Consider the following 17984-nt stretch of genomic DNA (forward strand, 5'->3'; position numbering starts at 1 on the left):
ATCGTATCGCCCGCCTCAGTCAGAGTTCGCTCCTTCCTGCATCAAACGAAGCAACTCCTTGTGCAGTTCGATCTCGTCTTCCAGCAGCGCCGTCGCCAGGTCGTGAAGCTGTTCACCGCCGTCGAGGTCGGGAACCAGGTGCTCCACGCAGTGCTGCAGGATCGAAAGAGAGCGGCGGATGATGGTGGGATCCGGAATGTCCGGCACGACGAAATCTTCGAGCGCATCGTCAAGCGAAATGGCGCCAAGGCCGGTAATGAAGGGAGAACCGTCTGCATCGCGCGTTTGCGTTTCAGTCGCGCCATCGGGTGCTTTGCCCGCCCGCGCCGACGGCCTCTCCAGACCATTCAGCCGGGGACGGTCAACATTTCGGCGACGTGTCCCCTCTACGGATGGCGCTTCGCGTCCGGCATTGCCATCCAGCCTCGACGTATCGATCCGCAGCGCATCCAGTCGCGGTGTCATTGATATTTCAGCGTCACGATGTTGCCGGCCTTTTTCAGTACGAGCTGCGTGTCGCCGATCTCCGCGATGCTCCAGCCGCCGTCGATGAAAGCACCCTCGTGGTATCGGGTGCCGTCCATGGCGATGACATAGGGCTGGGCGCCGTACCAGATGGCCTGCAGGCGCAGGCGGGGCATTTGCGCAGCGTCGCTCGTTGTAACGTTGGAGGCCAACAGCACGCGGCCGCCGTAGGACTGATCGAACCAGGCGCGGACGGTTCGCCAGTCGTCTGCTTGCCCGCGCGGCAGCGTACCGGACGCTAGGAGCCGGTCACTCGATGCCGTAATCTCCACGCCGGAAACGCCGGCCTGCTTGAGGCGTTCGGTCAATCTGTCGCGCGCGCCTGCGATGTCATCTTCGTCCGTCGGGCCCGTCGCCTGCGGTTCGCCGGCGCCTGCATGGCCTAAGCCCAGCGCCGCCAGGACGCCGGTTCTTTCATTCGGCCAGCTCGTCTCAGGCGCCGCGCGCGAGAGGCTGTTCGAGGCGATGAATCCGGCGAAGATGGCCACCAGCACGCCGCTGAACGCGAACAGGGAGTTGCTTGCGACGGCCGTTCTGGCGCGTTTCGGCGGCGCCCCTGCAATACGGAAGCGCGCCTCGCCCATGGCGGCGTCGATGGGAAGCCTGCAGTGGCGGCCGTGACCCATCGGGACAACCCCGCCATCGGCGAGCTCGACCGGACCGCCCGCCGCATCCAACTCGACGCGATTGCCGCGAAAGCGCAGACGGGTGTGAATCCCGGCAATGCCGGAATCGCTGAGAACGATGTCGGCTTCCGTGCTCGAGCCGATCGTGTAGGTCTCATGCTCAAGCTTGAGCGTCGCGCCGCTATGAGCGCCTTGCACGACCTCGAAGACGGGATGAGCCCGCGCGGATGAGGCGCCCGTCGATACCTGCAGTGCATGCCGGTGTCGGCCGATGCTGGACACACCTGCCCGAAGCCTCTCCGGTAGGTTCCCAAAGATACTGGATACCCTGGCGTTCATTTTACATCACCTCCTGCAGGCGTCGGGCCCAACGCGGTCGGGTCAATGCAAAGTCGAAGCAGAACCTGGAAACGAAGGTGTGCCGCGGGTCGTCTTGCGGCACACCCGGGAATAGGGCTGATCGTCAGGCCTTCTGGGCCGAATCGCCAATTTTGCGAGAGAGGCTCATGTTGATGTCGTTGGACGACTTTGCCAGCTCGGCTTTCATGCTCAAATTGAACATCTTTTCCTGGTGAGCGATAAGCTTGTCCAGGTTCTGTTCGGGATTGGACGTTCCGGTTGTCACCGAAGAGGGGGAATCTGACATTGGTTGCTCCTTGAATTGCAGATCGAATGGCGGACCCTGCGGAGACCGTGCAATCGCCGCCCAGTAGCAAGCGCAAGGTAGCCGTTTTCGAGGAGAAAGTCCATTTGGAATATTTATAAGATATAAATTCCATACGTCACATTTCTGTTGCGTTTAAGATTGGTGACGCGTACCGTTCCGGTGGGGACGGGTAACTTATTGTGGGGGCAGGTTTGAAGCGAAATGGAACGAGGACCTTTGACTGAACTTCTAGCCGAGCGGTTCGAGACAATGCCGCCGCGACTGCAGGCGGCCGCGCGTTTCGTACTCGATCATCCAAAGGACGTGGCTCTGTTGTCGATGCGCGAACAAGCGCAGCTCGCCGGGGTTTCGCACAGCACGATGATGCGTCTGGCGCGCTGGATCGGCCTCGACGGCTATGAGGACATGCGCTCTCTTTATGCGAAGGCTCTGCGGGATCTCGACCAGATTCGTGAACGGGAGCGCTTTCCGGCCGGGTCGCCCGGGGATGAGGGGTATTCGGAAGTCGGTTCCGTGATGGATACGCTCGCCGCGCAGGTGGCCAGGCTCGGCGACTACGGCAATGCGGTCCAGCTCTTCGCGGCCGCCGAAACATTGGCTGGCGCGCGCCGCCTCTTCAGCCTCGGCTTGCGCCGGGAACTTCCTGTCGCCCAACATTTTTATGCGGTGCTATCGACGCTGACAGACCGCGTCAGGCTGCTGGATGCGGCCGGTGGAATGGGGATCGATTCGCTACGCGGCGCCGGCAAGGGCGACGTGATGCTGGTGGTCGGCATGGAGCCCTATGCCCGCGCGACGATTGAAATCGCCCAGCATGCGGCGCGGCACGGCGTTGCCGTTGTGGCGATCACCGACAGCAATGTGTCTCCGCTCGCCCGCCTCGCCCAGCATAGCATTGTCGTGACGCTGCATTCGCGCTCGTTCTTCCACAGCATCACGCCGGCCCTGGCGGCTGCCGAAGCGCTGGTTGCGCTGATTGCGCCGCGGCTCGATGCGCGTGCAGAGGAAGCGCGCAAAGACGAAGAAGAACAACTCGCCGATCTCGACGTGTTCTGGGCGCCTTCACGGTAGCTGCCGCGAAATCTCCGGCACTTACCCGAGCGGGCGCAGGCACGACGTGTGGCGATCGACCCGATGGTTTAGTGTTTTGGAGAATGAGCAATGGCCCTGCGCCCAATTCTTCTTGCGCCGCCGCCCCCGAGGATTGCGCCCAGTGGCGGGGCCGACCAGATCACGAATCTGAGATCGGAAGCCCAAACGCTCCGCAATCACATTCGGCTTGCCAACAAGATGGGCGAGCGCGATGCGGTGATGCAGATGCAGCAAAAGCTGACCCTCGTGAACGCACAGTTGGCCAATCTCGAAACCAGCCGGCACGAACCGGCTCCCGCCGCGCCGTCGTCCGGGAGCGTACCGGCTGTGTTCCGGACATCGAACACCAATTGGGCTGGCGGAACGCCTCCGTTGTCGTTAGCGACCACCAACACCCTCAACCTGGACGGCGCATCGTCCACGCCGGTGCGTTTCGACGTTTCGACCGATGAGCCGGAGGAAGCGCCGGACCAGGCTGCTAGGGCGCAGGCCGAGGACATCTTCGACGACATCGCTGCCGGCAAGAGCATCGACGTGATCGCCGAAGAGCGGGGCCTGACGCGCGATCAGGTGATCGCACGACTGGACGCCGGTGGATATTCGATCGAGACGACGGAGCCCACGAGCGACAATGGCGATGTGCGCACGACAGAGGTCCACGACGACCTGGGCGAAGGCGACAAGACCGCGACCGAGTATTACGATTTTCAGCATGACGCGTATTACACCACCGTCAAGGGTGATGGAGGTGAAACCGGGTCGCCGGTTCGCGACGCCCGCGGCTGGACGATCGACGAGAACTACGATTCCGCAACCGGCATCACCACCACCCGCTATGAAGACGATTTGGGTTCGGGAACCGTCGTGGAAAAGACCGAGCTGCCGGATGGCACGGTGGTCGAAAAGACGACCGAGCCGGACGGCAGCACCAAGACGGTGGTGAAAACCGCCGACGGCAAGGAGACGCAGCTCGCCGACAGCCAGATTCCGACGCGCGAGGGTGTCGACGACATTATCGATGCCGTACAGGATGGCAAGAGCATCGACGAGATCGCCGCCGAGCAGGGGCTGACGAAGGAGCAGGTGATTGCCCAGCTGGCCGCCGCCGGACTGGAGGTGAAGACCTGGGAGCCGACCAGCGACGGCGGCGACGTGCAGGGACTGGAAATCATTGATACCGCGACCGATGAGGTGGTCGCCGCCCGCTATTACGATTACCAGCACGACGCCGAAACCATTCGCTACGTCGATGATGACGGCAATAAAGTCAGCATGACCGAGTACGCCGACGGCAAGGTAAGCGAAACAGTTACCGACAAGGATGGGCGCGAGACGATCACGATCACTGAGCCCGTCAACGGCGGTGAGCCGGTCGAGCACGAGGTCAAGGAAGGCGAAAACCTGACGGTGATCGCCGAACAATACGGCCTCACGCTCGATGATATCGAGGAACAGAACCCGGAATTCTTCGAGGATGGGCGGGATCCGGACCTGATCTACCCGGGCGAAAAAATCGTCATCAAGGATGGAACGAAGACGACCGTCATGGTCACCTTCAATGATCATACCCTGACCACCGCTCCGGATGGGAGCATGACGCTCACCAATCACGAGGATGGCACGGAGATCGAGATCAAGCCGGGCAGCGTCGAGGAGGCGCTTGCCCGGACCCTGCTTTCGGTGAACCCGGAAAGCAGTAATCCGGAAGAGGCCAAGGAAGGTGCGATCGTCGTCGCGGCGATCGAGTCTCTTCTGGCCGGGCAAAGCTACGACGAATTGCTGGCGGCTGCCGGCGACCGACAGAAGGAAACAGAGGCGGTCATTGGCCAGTATGGCCTCGGCCCGAAGGCCGAGCCTTATGTGGAGGTCGACGAGAACGAAAACCAGGTCATCAACTTTCAGGGCCAGCCACCTGAGGGGACCGCACCGTCCGGCGGTGCCTGGGCGCCGGTCAAGGTGGACGGAATCTGGCATTGGGCCGATCCGGAAGTGGCCAGGGCCATCTATGCCGAGAATACGGCGCTGGGCTGCCTTACGGCAGCGCAGGCTCGGTATGACCAAATTCAGGCGCAGCTCGACGTCTGGGCCCTCGACCCCGCCTATGGCGACGCCATGGATGGCGCGGCCTCGACCCTCGATGATGCACTCGGCCAGCACGGCCTGCGTTGGGTGAAGCCGGAGCCGGAGGGAAGCCTTGAGGACGCCACAAGCCGGCTGACCGCCGCCAATGATCGCCTGGAGGAGGCAAGCGGCGCTCTGGAATCCTATATAAGCGCCGGGAACCTTCTCGATGAGGCGATAAGCAAGCAGGAAAACCTGCCGGTCCTCTCGGACCCGGACCAGCAGGGCGCCAGTTACAACGGCAGCGGAATGCCAAATCGAAGGGTCGAATACGCGCAAGGACTGGCCGAGCATGCCGAGGTGACGTCCCTGTTTTATCAGGCCGACCTCCAGCGGACCAATGGCGACAAGCTGTCGATGGACTATACGGTCAATCGTCTGCAGAGCCTGCTCGACCAGGCCGAAGAAGGTTCGGAAGCGCATACCCAGCTCAAGACCGCTCTCGAACAGGCGCAGGGAATTCAGGAGGCGCTCGGCAGCCAGCTGGAGATCGCCGAGGCCTACACGAAATTCTACGATGCCCGAAGCAATCTCGCCGATCTGCAAGGGCAGGCTGAAGACATCAAGCAGCGCCTGCAGGCCGAATACAACAGCAAGCATGAATACCTGTTCGAGGAAGGCAAGAAGCACCGGACTGTCGGCGGCGACTATCTGGGTGAATTCACCGGCCAGGACGTCGTTGATCGCGATGGGGAACTTTGGATCGTCAACCATTTCACCGATGGCAAGACCGAGCAGCAACTCACCTATTCGCTGAGCGAGAACAACGTCAACGATGACTACCGTGACCGGGCATTGAACCGGGAATGGCAGGAACTCAGCCTGGAGCAGACCGACCTCAACGCCTGCCCCATTGGGTTGGAAGGGTTGAAGACGGCTGAACTCGCCGCTGGCAGGGATCTCAACCAGACCCTGGCGGATCAGCTGGGCGTATCGATCGAGAATCTGGACGAACAGATCGATGAGCTTCAGGGCGAGTTGGAAAAGCTCGATACACCCGCCAACCATGTGGAAGCGCCGGAACTGGCGGACGGCGTCGAGCCTGTCGAGATCGATGTCGGCGGGCAGAAAATTCATGTCACGCCAGAAGTCGCCGCCAGATACGAGGAAATCGGGCTCGACGCTCTTTCAAAGAGCGATCAGCCGGCCCGTGTCCAGATGGACGGCGACGGCGACGACGCAGCCGAGTGGCAATGGGTGAAACCCGAACTCGCCTACACTGTGATCGCGCTGAAACTGGCGCAGGCCCAGAAAGACGGGGCGGAGGACACGAAGAGCAGCGCCGAGGCGTCCGCCAACTGGTATGATCACCAGCTCAGCCAGCCGCTCAAGCTTCTCGATGATGCCGAAACGGACGAGCATAACGCCCGCCTGCAGGACACCTATCTCGACGATCATGAAGGCCAGATGCTGGACGAGCGGGTTCAGCCGCAAATCCAGGCTCTGTATGAGCAGGGCTATAACAATCTGCGGGCGATCGGCAACGACAAGGCGAATCAGCAGATCGCCGAGGCGCTGCGCATCGATGCCGGCAGCGAAGACGGCGCCGAAGTTCTTGACCTGGTCAAGGAGGAAATCCGCGATATCGGCGGCGACGACGCGGAGTTCCGGATCGTTCCTTTCTTCTATGTCGATGAATCCGTCGGCATGCAGCAGGCCGCACTGTTTGCTGTTGAGGATGGCGCTGGCAAGACGTGGTATGTCGATGCCACCGGCAAGAAATTCGACAGCGTCGAGGACTTCCAGGACAACAACCAGCAATTCAAGGAAAGCGGCAAGCTGGTCGTGCTGGAGAACCTGCGCTTCCAGCCGGGAGAGGATGGAAAATTCTCTCTAGACGTCGTCAAGGCGAGCAATGTTTCGGTCTGGGACACGGTGGTCGATCCGCTCATCGGCATCGGTTCAGGGCTTGCCGGCCTTGCCGCCCTCATCCCGACGCCCGCCAGCCCGTTCCTGGCGGGGGCGGCCTATACCGGCGCCGCCTATCTTGGCGCGAAGACAGCCTACAACCAGTACAACCACATTCAGCACGGCGGCGAATGGAACGATACGCAATCCGTCATGAACGGGCTGATGATCACGACGGTGGTTTTGCCGGGAGCCGCGAGCGGGTTGCGGACGGTCGGCATGACCGGCCGCACGTTGGCGACGGGTGAACGGATCGGAGCGGGCAGGGCGTTCCTGTCCAGCATTGGCGTCGTCAAGCCGAATTCGGGCCTGGCCGAGTTCGCCGGCAATTACATGAGGAACCCCGGCGGGCTCAATCGCCTCGCGCGAGGACTGGACTGGTCGGCGGTCGGCACCGGCGTGCCGCTGATGGCGGTGTCGGCTCACGATCTTGCCGCCCACGGTGGTGAGATGTCCGGCATGGAGCGGGCCAGCGCGCTGGTCGGTCTGGGGACAGGACTTGTCGGGACGACGCTCGGCAGCCGGTCGCTGGTTGCCACCAGGCCGATCAAGCTACCGTCGAACGGCAGCGATACGATCGCGCTGACGGCGTCCAACGGTCAGACGATCTACGCGAGCATGCTCGGCAACCAGCCGAAGAACGCCAAAAAGGTTTATGTGCCGACGGATTGGGCGCAGACTGTGCATGGTGATGCACCGGGGAGCGCCGGCAAGACGCACATTGCCGTTCGCGACCCTGACACAGGCGAGATCACGGTGGTCCCATGGGCGCGCGGCGCATCGTCCGAACATCAGCCAATTGCAGCAAGCAAAAAAAGCGGTCCTGACCTGGAGCAGGCGCGCGGCTGGTCCAAGGACGATGTCCGCTCGCTCACCGACAATGACATCGCGCTGATCGGTGATGACGTTTTCGCTACGCTCAATGCAACGCAGCTCAGTGCGTTCACCCCGACCCAGGTGAAGCAATTCACGCGCGGTCAGATCCGGAGTATTTCGACCGACAAGATCGGCAATCTCGACGTTGGAGCCATGCGGCCTGAACAGGTTCCATGGTTGACCGGCGATCAGGTATCCGCATTAAGCGGTAAACAGCTCCGCATCATGAGCAAAGCCGGACTGCACGCGCATTTCACGAAACCGCAGCTCAGGGCCGTCGCTGCCGACAAGATTCAGTATCTCGACATGTCCGGCGTGACCTCAAAGCAGGTTCCCTGGCTGACGGCAGAACAGGTCGCCGCCTTCTCCGGACGCCAGTTGAAGGCGATGAGCAAAGCGGGATTGCAAGCGCACTTCACCCGACCGCAGATCGAAAGCGTTTCGACGAATGTCCTGCGGCAGTTCGATGTCAGCGGCCTGAAGGCGAAGCAGGTGCCGTGGCTTACCAACGAGCAGATCGGCACCCTCTCGAACACCCAATGGCAGGATTTGGGCGTGGCCAGCTTGCTGGGGCATCTGACCAAGGCCCAGAGGCAAAGCATTCCGGACAAGAACATCAAGTTCGTCGATGTGAGTGGTTTTAGCAAGAAGCACGTCCGCTGGCTGACGGACGGGCAGGTGGGCAATCTCACATGGCCGCAATTGAAGAGCCTTGGCGAGAACGGCCTGCTGAAGCATTTCAGCGAGAGCCAGGTGAGCCGCATCTCGGGCGACAATATAAAGCGGCTGGACCTGCCTGCCATGCTCACGAAAGACCAGTTGCCTTGGCTGACACGCGGCCAGGCTCAGCGCATCACCGGGAAGCAACTCGAGGCTCTCTCCGAGGCAGGGCTGATCGGCCGTCTTTCGGAGGAAGCCGTCAGCGGTATCTCCGAGCGGCGGATGTTGCATGTCGATGTGGCGCAACTGAGCGTGAAGCAGATTCCCTGGCTGACGATGAAGCAGGTGGCGAAGCTCACCGAGGCGCAGATGGCGAAACTGAGCGACGACCAGCTCAAGGCGCTGACACGCAAGCAGGTGGAGGCGTTGCGCCCGGAACAGACCGCTGCGCTCCCGGCGGAGAAAAGAAACCTGATCGATCTCGACCACATCGCCACGCTGACCACCGACGACATCGCCGGCTTCTCCGTCGAGACCTGGCAGAGCTTTGGCACGGCGCAGATGCAGATGTTCGACGGTGACCAATTGCGCGCCATTCCCCTCAACCGGATGAAGTATGTTCGGGTTGAGGCGCTCATGCCCGACCAGCTTGCCCAATTCACCCCCGAACAGCTGTCCAAGCTTGCTGCACAGCAGATGAGTTCTCTCTCGCTCGAACAACTGGCCGCGTTCACGAAGCAGCAGACGGGGGGCCTGAAGCCAGTGCAGACTGCATTGCTCAACACGGATCAGCGCGCCGCGCTGGACGGTTACAATGCGCCATCGCGACTGCGCAATGGATTGGCGGCCATGCACGCCAAGGGGCAGGACATGCTGTTGGTGACAGGCGGGGCTACCGGAGCATTGGCTGCGGTGTGGCCCGCACTGCCCGAGAATGTCAGGGTCCATTTGCATGCGGGCGGCTTCTTCGTCCGTGGAGCGAGCATTATCGCCAAGGACATCTTCCCCAACGCAACAGCGCCACACACCACGCTGGGCAAGGCGTTGCGGGCCGTCGATGTGATCACCTTCATCCCGAATATGGCCAGCGGCAGCCGGACGGTTGTCGGCGAGTTCCAGACCGGCGCCTACTGGGACATGACCGACGGGATCACATTCAACGTGGCCAATTGGTGGTACAGCGCCAAGAGCCTCAAGGAAGTCACGACCGGGCGCAAGGCATACCCCTGGATCGACAAGCCGGCTCTGTCCTTGTACCTCGGCGGCAGCCTGTACTACTCAGGGAAGGTCGGTTATGACCTGTCTCTGGGCAAATATGCCCGCGATCCCGACCTGTTGAGCGCTGCAGACGGTCCGTTCCCGGTCGTCTCCGATCTACTGAGCACGTTTCAGGGCGGAATTGACACCACCTCGGCTGTCCTGTTCACGGCCGGTTCCTACTATCTGCTGCACAGAGCTTACAAGCCTGCCGCCCCCAGCTCGAAGATGCCGCGCATCGTCGACGGCGTGGCCTTCGGGGGAGGCTTGTTGTTGTTTGGTCTGTCGACATGGGCAACCGTACAAGCCGACAGCGCCGAGTCAGGCGATCCGACCGACAGTGTTGGACCGAATGAAACCTCGCCTGACGAAACGCCGTCCGGTGGAACCTCACCCTCCTCGGCGCCGAGCCAGGAGGAGCCCCGTCCGCAACTCGTGGTTACGGCGCCCGCAGGCTTGAATCTACGGGAGGCGCCGGCAAGCGACGCCGACCAGGTGACGACATTGCGCCCCGGTTCACTGGTCCACGAGAACGGCGAGTGGGTCAGGGACGATGCGGGTGACGAGTGGGTACCCGTGACCGGCTATGGCCTGGATGGCCAACTGCAGGGAGGTTGGGTCTCCGCCGCTTACGTTTCTCCGCACGACACGGGCGCACAGGACCGCAATGGCCGGTACAATCCCGCGCTCGAGCGCCGGGGCTACCCCTGGGTTTCCGTCCGGGAGGGCCAGAGCATCGGCAGCATCGCCCGCGATCAATCGGCCGATGTGACCGATACGGTCGTATTGAACATGGATCATATCCAGTTGCCGGACCTGATTTTCGTCGGTGACAGGATCTACCTGCCTCCGGCCATCGGCTGATCGTGGGCGCGCGGGCTCACGCGAGGGCGGGGATGCCGATGGTCCTGAGGGCGACGTCGATCTGCGTCGCCGAGGAGGGAGCAGCATTGCCGCCGTTGATTTTGCTGGCGGTGCTGGGATAGCGGGCGCGGCCGACACCGCTGTCGTTGAGGCGCTCTGGATCGGTGTAGTTGTGGTCGGAGGACGCCGTCCGTTCGAGCCGTGAGGCGTTGCCGTCGAAATCGTCGGCCGTGTGATGAAGATTGTCGCGCAGGGTCTCCAGCTGTTCCTTTGGAATGGCGTTCAGCCAATCGATGAAGCTTTGCCGGTCGACCGCCTGTTCCAGGTCGTAGCCCTTGAGTTCGGCGTAGCGTATCAGCAGTGGAACCGGGCTGTGGCCGTCGCCGCTCTGGTCGGTCAGCGCATCTGCGGCCGATTGCGACAAATTTGAATGCTGCAGGAAGCGCATCGCGATGTCCGTCTCGTACTTAGTGCTTTCCCGATGATCGGCGACGAGCATCTGCGCGCCGACCGCGATGCCGACGATGATCAGCCCGGCCGGACCGAAGGCGGTTCCCGTGCCAAGCGCAGCCATCACGCCGCCGCCGGCGGCGGCTGCAGACAGGCTGCCCATTAACGGATCGCCCGCTTTGAAGGCCTCGACCGAGGTCCATGCATCGAAACCGGCGCCGAGCACGCCGAGGAACTTGACGGCGGGCTTGCTGCTGCTTCCAAAATGCTGCGCTGCCTGCGATTGCGGATTGATGCGCTCCATGCCGGAGAGAATTTCAACGGAACGCTGCGCGATGCCCGAGGCATCGATCAGAATCTTGAGGTTGTTTTTCAAGCTCGCATCGTCGTTGGCGACGCGCGTCGAGTTGACGAAACTCGCGCCGGTCGCAGCCAGTCCGATGGTTCGCAGCAATTGCCCGGCCATGGTCGTGTTGCTGAAGGACTTTACACCGCTGGTTCCCTGCAATTCACTGAGATCACGATTGAGCCGCTCCAGTTTGCGCACCGCATCGGCTGGCGTGTCGCCGACCTCGGGCAAGGAGCGCTCAACGGTGTCAATCGCCTTGGCGAGATCGTTGTCCGTGATGCCCAGAAGCTGGGCTGACCTGCTGTTCTTGAAGGTGTCCAGCGTAGCTTTGGCCTGTGCGATGCTCGTTGCATTGCCGGTGCTCAAATCATCGAAGGAGGGCAGAATCTTGTGACGCAGGATCTGGGTCATCGCCTCTTCCGCCAGCTTGCGGCCGCGGTCGGTGAGGCGGGCCTTGCTGCCAAGGAAATTGAGCGTGCTCGGATTGGACACCAGCTCCGGGTTGGTCTGCATGGCGACCTCGATTGCCATGACCGACTTCGGGTCTTTCAGTATCTCTGCAATCAAGGCGTCGGCTTGGGGCTGATCCGCAGACATTTCCGGCGGCAGGTCGGACAGTTGCACCAGATGTTCGAGAAGCAAACCGCCGCTGCGGGCGATGTCGCGCTCCAGGCGTTGCTCGGTCTCCTGCCATTCGGAACCCTTCTCCGTCTTGTAGTCCTCGATGGCCTGGGCCAGCTGTTCCGGCGTCATCGTGCCGCCGTGGTTGTGGATGAGCCATTGCATTTCCTGCAGATGCTTTCCGTAGGCGTCGACATCCGCGCCCACCCGGCCTTGAAACTGCAGGACTCCCGGTTTCACTTCGGCTCCGAACAGCCCGGCACCGTCGCCCCATTGCGTGGCCAGTGCGAATGGATACTCGAGACTTCCGCCGGAGCCGACGGCGTTCATGATGACGTTCCTGGAATAGAATCCCATTGCCGCGAAGTCCCGGATGACGGTATCGCCGGCCGTGCTTCCCGCTATCCGGTCGACCACCGTGAGCATGTCCGTCGTGCCGTTGTGTCCCAGCATCGATGAGCCCGTCTGGCTCTGGTGGATTTGGTTTGCCGTTTGGAGGTCGGGCATTGCCGCTTCGAGCAAATCGACGGCGAAAACCTGTTGCGCGCCGTCCGTCAACTGCTCGAGCCGCGCGAAAGCCTGCGCGCCGGGCGCTTGCAGGTCCTGCGAGGGATCGTAGTCATCCAGCGGTTCCGTCGCCCAGCCCGCTGATCGGGCGACGAGCGAGCTTGCGTCGGATGACCGCTCCAGTGCGGCGCGGACCTCCGGTCTTGCCTCCACATATGCATCGTTCAGAAACTGGAACCTCTCCTTCGGGCTGCCGGCAGCGTTCGCCAGATCGATGATCCGTCGTGCTTCAACGTCCACATCGGCGCCGGAATGGGTCGACGGACGAAGGTTGATGCCTGCACGTTCCGCTGCCTGTTCGAGCGCCATCAACGCCGGCCCGGCATCGCGCCAGTCGTGATCGTAGAGCTTTTGCAAGGCCAGGCCGCGCTCGCTTTCGGGCAGGCTTTGCAGATAGTCATCGACACGGCCCGCCATCGATGTCACGGCGCCGTCGAAATCGACCGCTTCAGGGACATCGGCATATTCGAGCCCATTGCCCATGCCATAGAGTTCGCTTGCGAATGCGTCTTCGGCATTGTCGTGCAGACCACGCTCAGCGATCGCGTTGGCGACGCTCTGGCCCGCTGGGCCGGCATCCACCCAGTCGCTCCCTGCAAGGCGCAGGGTTGCCGCCTGCCGCTCGGCGGGGGGCAGGCTGTCCAGATAGGCTCCAACGTCATTCTGGATGGCGAGACCCTCGGCGCCATAGTCGATCGCCGCCGGGTCGTCGGCGTACTCAAGCTTGTTTCCGCGGTCGAACAGGTCGGAAACGAAAGCTGTTTCGCCTTCGGGAATGCCGTCGGGCCCTTTGGAGTTTGCCGCCACGAGTTCCGGGTCGATCCGTGGCAGGAAGATGAGGTCGCCCGGATGAATGAGGTCGCCGTTGCCGTCGACCACGCCTTGATTGGCCGCCAGAAGCGTATCGAGGGAAACCTGGTTCTCCGCGGCGATTGCCGACAGGCTGTCGCCAGTTTCAACCACAGCCAGCCGCTCGTCCGCCGGATCGAGCGTGCCGTCTCCGCCCGCTTGTTCGCGCTGGCGCAGCGCGGCGGCGATCTCGTCCTGAAAATGCGATCTCAGCGTCTCTGGAAGGGAAGATGCGCGCGTTCCATCGACGTTGTAGCGCTGCGCGGCATTTGGATCGATACGGTACGACATCGACGCCCTCGTTTGCTCGAAAGAGTGAAATCGGCGACCTGATGCCGTATTCTGAAGTATATTTCCTTCGCGCCGAATGTACCGTGAAGTTTTTGTGAAACTTATATGTCATATGATTGTAATTGCTTGGAACTCAAAAATCAGCATCCCGATGCTGCGGCACATCGGCGGCCTATGCTTTCACAGCGGCTCGCATCGGTGCGTGCCGGGTATGAAGAGCCGTTCGGTATGCACATCCGGGCAAGAATCGATCTACTGCCATCGCTTCATATCCGCGCCTTGTCGTCTGCGGCCGGTCGTACGGTCAGGCGGAGCACGCTTCGGTCGATAACGGAGTCGTATATCGTGTTTACTGCCGGATAAGGCGTCCCGGCATTTCCGAAATAGACGAACCTGGAATAGAAGTCCCAGCCGGCATCCAAATCCGGCAGGGCTACTGTTACTTGGTTCATCCGCATCTCCGATGCCTTTCTTTGATAACCTGGTGCCAACCAGCATCGCCTCGATGGCTTCCGGTGCGACTGCGAAGGTGTTCAATCTCGGCTTCATCGGGATCTCTCTTTCGCTGATGTGCGGCCTGGCGTCGGCGGCTTGATCACCGATGCCAGAATGGAGTCGCGGTCATCCGGGACATCGATCAGGAACAACGAAGAAAGGACGTCGCGCAGTTCGGCGACACTGCTGAGCATCCTGCGTTGCGGCGGGGCATCGAGCGCGTGCATTGTGAGCCGGTTGCCGAGAAGTGCATAACGTCCTTCGGCGAACGGCCGTGCGGCAATCAACGTAGTGCGGAAATGGGAGCTCGGATTTGACGAAAGATAATAGTTGGTGATCTCGTAGTCGGCCTGGACCTGCTCTTGCAGATCGAAGCTGTAGACCGGCCTCCATTCATCGCCGATCCTGGCATCCAGGCGGAACAGACCATCTTGCTCGATGAGACGGAAGCGCTCATGCGGTGTCTCTTGTTCAAGAACCGGTCGCAGGCGCAGCGGCGCTGTAAGCGTCAGCGCGCCAAAGCCGACGTCAGCAATGTAGTTCTCGCCATCCACGCGAACATTCAGAAGCATATGGCCGCGAGGCGTCTTTGCTCCTTCTGGCTGGTTCCACAGGATGCGTGCAGCCAGACCCGAGACATGAAACCCCAATGCCGACAACAAGTGCCCAAAGAGCAGATTCTGTTCGAAGCAATAGCCGCCGCGTCCGCCGTGGACCAGTTTGTCCATCAGCGATCCCACTTCCAGCCGAACCGGCAGGCGGCCAAGCAGCGGGTCGAGGTTCTCGAAGGCAATGACCTGCGGATGCAGACGATGCAGTGCGCGCAGCACAGTTGGCGATGCTTCGCGCGGCCCCGAATAGCCGATCCGCGTGAGATAGGCGCCGAGCGCGATTGCTTCATCCGTCGTTGCAAACAGGCCGTCGGTGGTCATTGCGTCATTACCTGATCGAAGCGGGCCTCGGGGGCTCGTGCCCGAAGCCGCTCACGCCGACGGCAGATCGCCCGGCGACCGCTCCGATGATTTCCGAAGCGTTCTCATCGGAGAAGCCGCCATAGAGCTCGATCAAGCCGACACCCTCGTCAACGAGCTGGCGGGCAACGTCAGGCGCGGCTCGTTGGTCCGTCATGATGAAGGTAGAGTTCTGAGACCCCGCTCTGCGGGAGAAACGGTCGTTGGCGGGATTGGCGCCTGGCGCCAACACGATGCAGGCTTCCGCAGGAGGCTTGCCATCCATGAAGGCCCTGTTGAATTCGGCCGCCTTCACGATCGATTCAATACCGAAAGAGACGGAAGCGACCCTGGTCTCGCTGGGTACTGCCGCTTTGACCTTGGCGCGAACCGCCAGCGGCATGCCGCCACACAACTCCACCAATTCAGTCCCTGTCTCCGCCATCTGCTTCGCGATCGCGGGGACCTTGGAGGGATCGTCAACCAACACGACAGTCACACTGCCGTTTGCCATCTCGTAGGTGAAACGGTCGGTAGCGGGATCAGCTTCTGGAAACTCGTAAAATACGGCGTGGTGCATCTGCGATCTCCTGAAGCGCTCGTTCTTGCCGGCTGTCAGCGAGTTTAAGGAAGCGGATACTGTCATGCTCCATAAGGCCGCTCCGCGCGTGCGTCGCGGAGCGCTACTGCCCACCATAGAAGCCGGTCCAGCATCGTTCTCACCGCTGCGTCGGGTGCGGAGGGCTCCTTGAGGAGGCCGGCCTCGTCGAACAGCCCGTGGCAGTTGTGCAAACTCACGCAATCGCGGATCGAAACCATGTGCAGTTCTGCGCAGACCTGACGGAGCTGTTCGACAGACCTCAGACCACCAGCCATGCCGCCATAGGAGACGAACGAAACCGGCTTGGCCATCCATTCATCTCGCGCTGAATCGAGCGCGAGCTTCAGCGAGGCCGGGTAGCCGTGATTGTATTCAGGCGTTATCATCACGAACGCGTCCGCATCGGCCAGGCGAGAATTCGTCGCTTCAACCTCCGGCGGCGGCACATCCTTGAGAGTGGCAGGAAGGTTGGCTTCTGCAAGGTCTATAAGATCGATATCGATGGCTTCGTTCATCGCCGCACGACCAACGAACCATCGCGCCACCGTATCTCCAAAACGCCCTTCACGAGTGCTTCCAACAATAACTGCCGTGCGAATTTGATCTCGAGACGACATCGCTTCTTCTCACCTCTCAGGGTTTTCACTCTGCGCGCCGTTCGTGGATCGCACTGGTCTCTGCTCTAGACAATTGCTAAAGTTTCGATGGTTCTGTTCGAAAGGATCGATCAAATTGCTCGACGCACTGACGCTTGACCAACTGCGAGCTTTCATTTCGGTCGTCGAAGCCGGAAGCTTTCGTGGCAGTGCGCGGCATCTGTCGCGCGTTCAATCCGCGATAAGCTATTCCGTGGGAAATCTGGAGGCGCAGCTGGGAGTGGCGCTTTTCGACCGCTCCGGGCATCGGCCGGTGCTGACACCACAGGGGCAATCCCTGCTGGCTGACGCCCGCTCGATTCTTCTGAAAGTCGACGCGATGCGCGCACGCGCGCGCAGCCTTGGCGAGGGAGTAGAAGCCGGACTGTCGATCGTGGTCGACTCCCTCTACCCGATGCCGTGGGTCATGGCGGCGCTGCACGCCATCCAACGCAGCTATGTGGGTGTGAGTATCCGGCTGCAGGTCTTGCCGCTGGGCGGACCGCCTGCCGCAATTCAGGACGGACGGGTGACGCTGGGCATTCTGGCTGGCGAAGACCTGACGGATTCTCGTATCGAGCTCGAGGCAATGCACTCGCATCCCTTTGTCGCGGTCGCAGCGCGAACCCACCCGTTGGCAGAATCAGCGGCAGATCTGGGTGTCTTGGAGGCGGCGGCACTTGCCGAGCACGTACAAATCGTTCTGTCTGACCCGACCCAACTTTCCGAGGGGCGTGATTTTGGCGTCCTTTCGCCAACCACCTGGCGCGTCAACAACCAGGAGACAAAATACGCCATGATCCAGGCCGGACATGGCTGGGGGCGGCTACCTTACTGGGTGGTGGCAGAGAACCTCACAAGCGGCGAGCTCGTCCGGCTTCCAGTGGTCGCGCTGGGTCCCGGCGGCCAGATTGACGTGCAGTTCTATCTTGCACGCAGGATCGACCGCCCCTTCGGGCCTGTGGCGCGCGCTTTCAAAGAGGCCATTCTCGCCAACCACGCTTCCGAGGCGTCGCTCTCCAACTGGACAGCTTGAACAATACAGTCGCTTGCGCATCGTGTATGAGAAAGAGCTCCCACCATGGAATTATTTTTTCAATGTAGTCAGCAGTTTAACGGTTGATCGGAGGCCGCTGCTGCCGATCCTCAAATCTACCATATCAAGCCAATTTCCTGATCTGCCGTGTAGATCTCGGCCAGCGGGACTTCCAAGAGGTGGTGGCTGTTTATCAACAAACTTGACGTTATGAGCGATCGACCTCCTCGCTCGGCCCAACCAAGCGCACCGCGCCGGATGGCGTGGCGGACACTGTGAACGAGCTGACCGTTTTCCTCGTCGTGTGCGCGTCGTTGCACGAAGCCGCGGCGAAGATGCTCGAAGGCCATCCATACTTCACGATCTTCCCATGCGAGGCCGTAGACGTGATGCCGCTTCTTGGCCCCGATCCCGACTTATGAGGGGTGGCATGACCAAGCATCGGATCTATTCCGTGAGCTTTGCCAACGTCCATCCGCACAATGTCGCCAAGGCGGAATAGAATGGCTGCAGCAATGCCGAGGTTGATGAGATCATTCGCTGG

At 61.4% G+C, this 17984-nt stretch carries 13 protein-coding genes and 1 pseudogene; 6 read left to right on the forward strand and 8 right to left on the reverse strand.

All coding sequences use genetic code 11. From position 1 onward, the window contains the following. Positions 1 to 15: 15 nt before the first annotated feature. From AB843_RS11880 to AB843_RS25555, 3 genes are all read right to left on the reverse strand, one after another. A complete protein-coding gene (locus AB843_RS11880) occupies positions 16 to 465 on the reverse strand; it encodes a hypothetical protein (RefSeq protein WP_048647061.1) in 450 nt (149 codons plus the stop codon). Continuing rightward, positions 462 to 1490 (reverse strand): SctD/MshK family protein, encoded by a 1029-nt coding sequence (locus AB843_RS11885; protein WP_082143798.1) that lies wholly within the window; start codon positions 1488 to 1490, stop codon positions 462 to 464. Before AB843_RS11885 ends, AB843_RS11880 begins: the two co-directional genes overlap by 4 nt. A 124-nt stretch (positions 1491 to 1614) precedes the next feature. Beyond that, a complete protein-coding gene (locus AB843_RS25555) occupies positions 1615 to 1797 on the reverse strand; it encodes a hypothetical protein (protein ID WP_157384495.1) in 183 nt (60 codons plus the stop codon). A gap of 222 nt (positions 1798 to 2019) precedes the next feature. Here AB843_RS25555 and AB843_RS11890 point away from each other — a divergent pair, with 222 nt between their 5' ends. Further along, the gene (locus AB843_RS11890; RefSeq protein ID WP_048647063.1) at positions 2020 to 2889 is read left to right on the forward strand and encodes a MurR/RpiR family transcriptional regulator; all 870 of its coding nucleotides are present in this window, start codon (positions 2020 to 2022) and stop codon (positions 2887 to 2889) included. A gap of 90 nt (positions 2890 to 2979) precedes the next feature. Further along, positions 2980 to 10596 (forward strand): LysM peptidoglycan-binding domain-containing protein, encoded by a 7617-nt coding sequence (locus AB843_RS11895; RefSeq protein WP_048647064.1) that lies wholly within the window; start codon positions 2980 to 2982, stop codon positions 10594 to 10596. 16 nt (positions 10597 to 10612) lie between these two features. Here the strand turns inward: AB843_RS11895 and AB843_RS11900 are convergent, their stop codons facing one another. Further along, positions 10613 to 12940, reverse strand: a complete 2328-nt coding sequence (locus tag AB843_RS11900; protein ID WP_244467975.1) for a peptidoglycan-binding protein LysM — start codon at positions 12938 to 12940, stop codon at positions 10613 to 10615. Between AB843_RS11900 and AB843_RS26420 the strand changes: the two genes are divergently transcribed. Then, the gene (locus AB843_RS26420) at positions 12920 to 13765 is read left to right on the forward strand and encodes a hypothetical protein (protein WP_425286814.1); all 846 of its coding nucleotides are present in this window, start codon (positions 12920 to 12922) and stop codon (positions 13763 to 13765) included. The genes AB843_RS11900 and AB843_RS26420 overlap by 21 nt on opposite strands. A 224-nt stretch (positions 13766 to 13989) precedes the next feature. On the opposite strand, the gene AB843_RS25560 is transcribed toward AB843_RS26420, so the two are convergent. From AB843_RS25560 to AB843_RS11915, 4 genes are all read right to left on the reverse strand, one after another. Then, on the reverse strand, positions 13990 to 14175 hold the full coding sequence (locus AB843_RS25560; RefSeq protein WP_157384496.1) for a hypothetical protein: 186 nt from the start codon (positions 14173 to 14175) through the stop codon (positions 13990 to 13992). A 93-nt stretch (positions 14176 to 14268) separates the two neighbouring features. Continuing rightward, the gene (locus AB843_RS11905) at positions 14269 to 15150 is read right to left on the reverse strand and encodes an arylamine N-acetyltransferase family protein (RefSeq protein ID WP_048647066.1); all 882 of its coding nucleotides are present in this window, start codon (positions 15148 to 15150) and stop codon (positions 14269 to 14271) included. A gap of 7 nt (positions 15151 to 15157) precedes the next feature. Further along, positions 15158 to 15748, reverse strand: a complete 591-nt coding sequence (locus tag AB843_RS11910; protein WP_048647067.1) for a DUF6506 family protein — start codon at positions 15746 to 15748, stop codon at positions 15158 to 15160. Positions 15749 to 15810: 62 nt separating this feature from the next. Next, on the reverse strand, positions 15811 to 16386 hold the full coding sequence (locus tag AB843_RS11915; RefSeq protein ID WP_048647068.1) for an NADPH-dependent FMN reductase: 576 nt from the start codon (positions 16384 to 16386) through the stop codon (positions 15811 to 15813). A 115-nt stretch (positions 16387 to 16501) separates the two neighbouring features. Here AB843_RS11915 and AB843_RS11920 point away from each other — a divergent pair, with 115 nt between their 5' ends. The 3 genes and pseudogenes from AB843_RS11920 to AB843_RS26120 all read left to right on the forward strand — a co-directional run. Continuing rightward, positions 16502 to 17440 carry a LysR family transcriptional regulator gene (locus tag AB843_RS11920; protein ID WP_048647069.1) on the forward strand — a complete coding sequence of 313 codons (939 nt, stop codon included), beginning with the start codon at positions 16502 to 16504 and terminating at the stop codon, positions 17438 to 17440. 275 nt (positions 17441 to 17715) lie between these two features. Further along, a complete protein-coding gene (locus AB843_RS11925; protein ID WP_206412867.1) occupies positions 17716 to 17862 on the forward strand; it encodes a hypothetical protein in 147 nt (48 codons plus the stop codon). Positions 17863 to 17870: 8 nt separating this feature from the next. Continuing rightward, a pseudogene (locus tag AB843_RS26120) lies at positions 17871 to 17939 on the forward strand (DUF2200 domain-containing protein); the annotation flags it as partial. Between the last annotated feature and the right edge of the window lie 45 nt (positions 17940 to 17984).

The organism is Nitratireductor soli (assembly GCF_001050155.1).
In the GTDB taxonomy this organism is placed as follows: Bacteria; Pseudomonadota; Alphaproteobacteria; order Rhizobiales; family Rhizobiaceae; genus Nitratireductor; species Nitratireductor soli.